Genomic DNA, 5109 nt, shown 5'->3' on the forward strand with positions numbered 1-5109 from the left:
CAAGGGCGGCCGGGAGCGCGTCGGCGACACCGTCCACGTGCCCGTCAACGGCACCCTCGTCCCGGTCGAGGTGACCGGCTCGGTGCTGGTCGACCCCGAAGGAGCCCGCCGCGATGGCTGACCTGCTCACCCGCACCCACCCGCTCGAGCCGTACCTGGCCGCCCTCGACGCCCTCCCGGACGGCCTGCGGATCACCGCCGAGCCGTACGTGGCGCTCGCCGACCTGCGGGTCGACCCTGCGTCCGGGGTGCAGGTGCGCGGTGCCGCCCTGCCGACCACCCCGAACACCTGGGTGCCGGCCGGGGACGGACGGCTCGTCTGGCTCGGCCCCGACGAGTGGCTGGCGACCAGCCCGGGCACCGCACCGGAGGCGCTGGAGGCCGAGCTGGCCGACGTCCTGCGGCCGGTCGGCGGCGTCGCCGTCGACGTCTCCGCCCAGCGGATCGGCCTGCGGATCGGCGGTCCGCGCGCCCGCCAGGTGCTCGCCAAGGGCTGCTCGATCGACCTGCACCCACGGGTGTTCGTCCCCGGCAGCAGCGCCCAGACCGCCCTCGGCCAGGCCGGCATCGTCCTGCTGGGGCTCGACGGCGACGAGTTCGCCGTCCTGGTCCGGTCGTCCTTCGCCGGCTACCTCGCCACCTGGCTGCTCGACGCGAGCCTCGAGTACGCCGACCCCACCCCGACCTCCTGAGAGGAACCGCCATGTCCAGCACCCCTCGCGTGGTGATCATCGGAGCCGGCATCGTCGGGGCCAACCTCGCCGACGAGCTCACCGCCCGCGGCTGGGACCGGGTCACCGTGGTCGACCAGGGCCCGCTGCCGCTCACCGGCGGCTCCACCTCGCACGCCCCGGGCCTGGTCTTCCAGACCAACGGGTCGAAGACCATGACGCAGTTCGCCTCCTACACCGTCGAGAAGTTCCTCGGCCTCGACGTGGACGGCGCCTGGTGCTTCAACCAGGTCGGCGGCCTGGAGCTGGCCACCACGCCGGAGCGGCTCGCCGAGCTGCACCGGCGGCAGGGCTGGGCCACCTCGTGGGGCGTGCAGAGCGAGGTGATCGGGCCCGACGAGTGCGTGCAGCTGCACCCGCTGGTCGACCGCGACCGCATCCTGGGCGGGCTGCACATCCCCAGCGACGGGCTGGCCAAGGCCTCCCGCGCCGTCGTCGCGCTGGCCCGCCGGGCCGAGTCCCGCGGCGCGGTGTTCCAGGGCGACACCCGGGTCACCGGCATCGAGCAGGCGGGCGGCCGGGTGACCGGCGTCCGGACGGCGGACGGCGTCATCCCCGCCGACATCGTGGTCTCCTGCGCCGGCTTCTGGGGCCCGGCCATCGGCGCGATGGTCGGCATGCGCGTCCCGCTGCTCCCGCTGGCCCACCAGTTCGTCTGGACCGGCCAGGTGGCCGAGCTGGTCGGCCGCAACGACGAGCTCACCGAGGCGAGCCTGCCGATCCTGCGCCACCAGGACCGCGACCTGTACTACCGGGAGCGCGGCGACCGCCTCGGCATCGGCTCCTACGCGCACCGGCCGATGCCCGTCGAGCTCACCGACCTGCCCGAGGGTGACGTCAGCGACTCGGCGATGCCCTCGATGCTGCCCTTCACCGAGGAGGACTTCGCGGAGGCGTGGGAGCACAGCCGGGAGCTGCTGCCCTCGCTGCGCGGCACCAAGGTCGACTCCGGCTTCAACGGGATCTTCTCCTTCACCCCGGACGGCGGACCGCTGATCGGGGAGTCCCCGGACGTGGCCGGCTTCTGGATCGCCGAGGCGGTCTGGGTGACCCACTCCGCCGGTGTCGCCCGGTCGGTGGCCCAGCTGCTGGTCGACGGGCGCAGCGAGCTGGACCTGCACGGCTGCGACGTGGCCCGCTTCGAGGAGGTGCAGACCACCGACGCGTACGTGCGCGAGACCGCGCAGCAGAACTTCGTCGAGGTGTACGACATCCTGCACCCGCTGGAGCCCAAGCTCTCGCCCCGCGACCTGCGGGTCAGCCCCTTCCACGCCCGGCAGCGCGAGCTCGGCGCGGTCTTCCTCGAGGCCGCCGGCTGGGAGCGGCCGCACTGGTACGAGGCCAACGCCCACCTGGTGGACCAGCTGCCGGAGGAGTGGGCGCCGCCGGCGCGCGACGACTGGGCGGCGAGGTTCTGGTCACCGATCGCGGCCGCCGAGGCGTGGAAGACCCGCACCGCCGTCGCCATGTACGACATGACCCCGCTCAAGCGGCTGGAGGTCAGCGGCCCCGGCGCGCTGGACCTGCTGCAGCGGCTCACCACCGGCCAGATGGACAAGTCGGTCGGGTCGGTCACCTACACCCTGGCGCTCGACGAGGCCGGCGGGGTGCGCAGCGACCTCACCGTCGCGCGGCTGGGCGAGCAGCTGTTCCAGGTCGGCGCCAACGGCAACCTCGACCTCGACCTGCTCCGGCGGGCGGCGCCCGCCGACGGCACCGTCCAGGTGCGCGACACCACCGGCGGCACCTGCTGCATCGGGCTCTGGGGCCCGCTCGCCCGCGACCTGGTGCAGAAGGTCACCACCGACGACTTCACCAACGACGGGCTGAAGTACTTCCGCGCGAAGCGGGCCACGCTCGGCGGCGTGCCGGTCACCGCGATGCGGCTGTCCTACGTGGGTGAGCTGGGCTGGGAGATCTACACCAGCGCCGAGCACGGCCAGAAGCTGTGGGACGTGCTGTGGGCGGCCGGCCAGGACCTCGGCGTGGTCGCCGCCGGCCGGGCGGCCTTCAACAGCCTGCGGCTCGAGAAGGGCTACCGCTCCTGGGGCCACGACATGACCACCGAGCACGACCCGTACGAGGCCGGCCTGGGCTTCGCCGTCCGCGCGCAGAAGGGCGACTTCGTCGGCCGCGCCGCGGTCGCCGACCGCAGCGACGAGACGGTGCGCCGGCGGCTGGCCTGCCTGACCGTCGACGACGGTGTCAGCGTCGTCCTCGGCCACGAGCCGGTGTTCGTCGACGGCGAGCCGGCCGGCTACGTCACCAGCGCCGCCTTCGGGCACACGGTGGGCCGGCCCGTCGCCTACGCCTGGCTGCCCGCCTCGGCCGGCGTCGGGACGGCGGTGGAGATCCAGTACTTCGACCGCCGGATCGCGGCCACCGTCGCGGCGGAGCCGCTCGTCGACCCGGAGATGACCCGCATCCGCGGCTGATGGGAGGACCCCCTCCTCCCCACCCCTCGTGGTCCCGGGGTGGGGAGGAGGGGGTCACCCTCCGCCCGCCTCCGGGGAGGACCGCCCGTGCGCACCGACCAGCTCTCTGCCCCGGCTCCGGCGCCGGTGGTGCACCCGGTGGCCCGGCTGCTGCGGTCGGGGCGGCCGCTGGTCTGCGGGGTCCTCAACGTCACGCCGGCCTCGTTCTCCGACGGCGGGCGCTTCCTGCGGCCCGAGGTGGCCGTGGCGCGCGGCTGCTGACTGGCCGACGAGGGCGCCGACGTCCTCGACGTCGGCGGGGAGTCGACCCGCCCCGGTCCCGGCAGCCGACGGTCGAGCAGGACCTCGAGCGGGTGGTGCCGGTGGTCGAGGCCCTGGCCGCCCGGGTGGCGGTCCCGGTGCCGGTGGACACCTCGCGGCCGGAGGTCATGCGGGCCGCGGTGGCGGCCGGCGCAGGCATGGTCAACGACGTCCGGGCGCTGCGGCGGCCCGGCGTGCTGCGCGCGGTCGCCGAGCTCGGTGTCCCGGTCGCGCTCGTGCACATGCAGCGCTCGCCGGCGGATGTGCAGCGGGATCCACGCTACGGCGACGTGGTAGGCGAGGTGCACGCGTTCCTCGCCGAGCGGGTGCGGGCCTGCGTGGCGGCGGGCATCCGTCCCGAGCACCTGTCGTCGACCCCGGTTTCGGGTTCGGCGAGACCCTCGCGCACGACCTCGCCCTGCTCGCCGCGCTACCGCGGTTCGGCAGCCTGGGGGCGCCGGTGATGGTGGGGCTGTCGCGAAAGTCGATGCCGGGCGAGCTGACCGGCCGGGCGGTGGGGGAGCGGCTGGCCGGGTCGGTGACCGCCGCCGTCCTCGCCGTGCAGCGGGGTGCCTCGCTGGTGCGGGTGCACGACGTCGCCGCGACGCGGGACGCGCTCGCCGTGGCGCTCGCGGTGCCCGCCGGCTGACCGGCTCCCTGCAGGGGCCCTTCTTCAGAGGACCGCGCGGATGGTCCGTTCGAAGCCGACGACGTGCTCGCGGGCGAGGTCCTCCGCGCGGTCGGCGTCCCCGGCGGCGATCGCGCGGAGCAGCCCCACGTGCTCCCCGACGTGCTCGTCCACTGTGGGCAGCCGGTCGAGGAACAGGCAGAAGATCCGGGTCGCCAGGTTGTCGTAGCGGACCAGCACGTCCTCGAGGTGCGGGTTCCCGGCCGCCCGGTAGATCGACCGGTGGACGACGAGGTCCCAGCGCATCAGCTCGTCGCGCTCCACCCTGCTCACGTCGAGCTCCTCGATCCGCACGGCCAGCTGGTCCAGCTCGTCGCGCACGTGCCGCACGGCGTGCTCGGCGGCCCGGCGGGCGGCGAGGGGCTCCAGCTGGGCGCGGATCTCCGAGATGTGCGCCAGGTCGGTGATGTCCATGCCGGTCGCGAACGTGCCCCGGCGGGGGTAGGTGACGACCAGCCGGTCGCCCTCCAGCCGCTTGAGCGCCTCGCGGACCGGGGTGCGGCCCACGCCGAGGTCCTTGGCCAGCCCGTCGTCGTCGATCGGCTCGCCGGGACGGATCTCGAGCATGAGCAGCTGGTCGCGGATCGCCACGTAGGCACGGTCGGCCAGCGACGTCCCGACGGGATCGAGGTCCGACGGGGCAGCGGTCACGGCGGTCATGGTAAGTCCTGTTCGACGCGGGGTCTTGCCCCCTTGGAGCGAGCGACATATCGTTTGTCTCTCACTGATATATCAAGCGTACACCGAGGAGGCCGACATGGCGCTGCTGGGTGGGCGACCCGAGATGACGGACACCGCATGACGATCAGCGCGTTCGACCTGTTCAAGGTCGGTATCGGGCCGTCGAGCTCGCACACCGTCGGCCCGATGCGGGCGGCCGCGAGCTTCGCCGCCCGGCTGCGCGAGGACGGGCTGCTGGCGCGGACCGCGGGGGTGCGCTGCGAGCTGTTCGGGT

At 74.2% G+C, this 5109-nt stretch carries 5 protein-coding genes and 1 pseudogene; 5 read left to right on the top strand and 1 reads right to left on the bottom strand.

Features of this window, described 5'->3' with window-relative positions; all coding sequences use genetic code 11:
* Window positions 1–113: 113 nt before the first annotated feature.
* The 4 genes and pseudogenes from ACI78Z_RS24780 to folP all read left to right on the top strand — a co-directional run bounded on the left by ACI78Z_RS24780 (window position 114) and on the right by folP (window position 4115).
* Complete coding sequence (locus ACI78Z_RS24780) at window positions 114–692, top strand: sarcosine oxidase subunit gamma (protein WP_457039195.1); 579 nt, start codon at window positions 114–116, stop codon at window positions 690–692.
* Window positions 693–703: 11 nt separating this feature from the next.
* Window positions 704–3166, top strand: coding sequence for a GcvT family protein (locus ACI78Z_RS24785; protein WP_457039196.1), 2463 nt, complete (start codon window positions 704–706; stop codon window positions 3164–3166).
* Window positions 3167–3253: 87 nt separating this feature from the next.
* Complete coding sequence (locus tag ACI78Z_RS24790; protein ID WP_457039197.1) at window positions 3254–3427, top strand: hypothetical protein; 174 nt, start codon at window positions 3254–3256, stop codon at window positions 3425–3427.
* A gap of 101 nt (window positions 3428–3528) precedes the next feature.
* Window positions 3529–4115: pseudogene (gene folP, locus ACI78Z_RS24795) on the top strand (dihydropteroate synthase).
* A 24-nt stretch (window positions 4116–4139) separates the two neighbouring features.
* Here folP and ACI78Z_RS24800 read toward each other — a convergent pair.
* Window positions 4140–4805 (bottom strand): GntR family transcriptional regulator, encoded by a 666-nt coding sequence (locus ACI78Z_RS24800; protein WP_457039198.1) that lies wholly within the window; start codon window positions 4803–4805, stop codon window positions 4140–4142.
* A 147-nt stretch (window positions 4806–4952) separates the two neighbouring features.
* On the opposite strand from ACI78Z_RS24800, the gene ACI78Z_RS24805 reads away from it, so the two are divergent.
* A partial coding sequence (locus tag ACI78Z_RS24805) for a serine dehydratase beta chain (protein WP_457039167.1) occupies window positions 4953–5109 on the top strand: 157 nt, incomplete at its 3' end.

The organism is Geodermatophilus sp. SYSU D01176 (assembly GCF_054050015.1).

Coding starts and splice junctions, on each gene's coding strand:
- ACI78Z_RS24780 (WP_457039195.1), top strand. CDS start 114: ATGGCTGACCTGCTCACCCGCACCCACCCGCTCGAGCCGTACCTGGCC.
- ACI78Z_RS24785 (WP_457039196.1), top strand. CDS start 704: ATGTCCAGCACCCCTCGCGTGGTGATCATCGGAGCCGGCATCGTCGGG.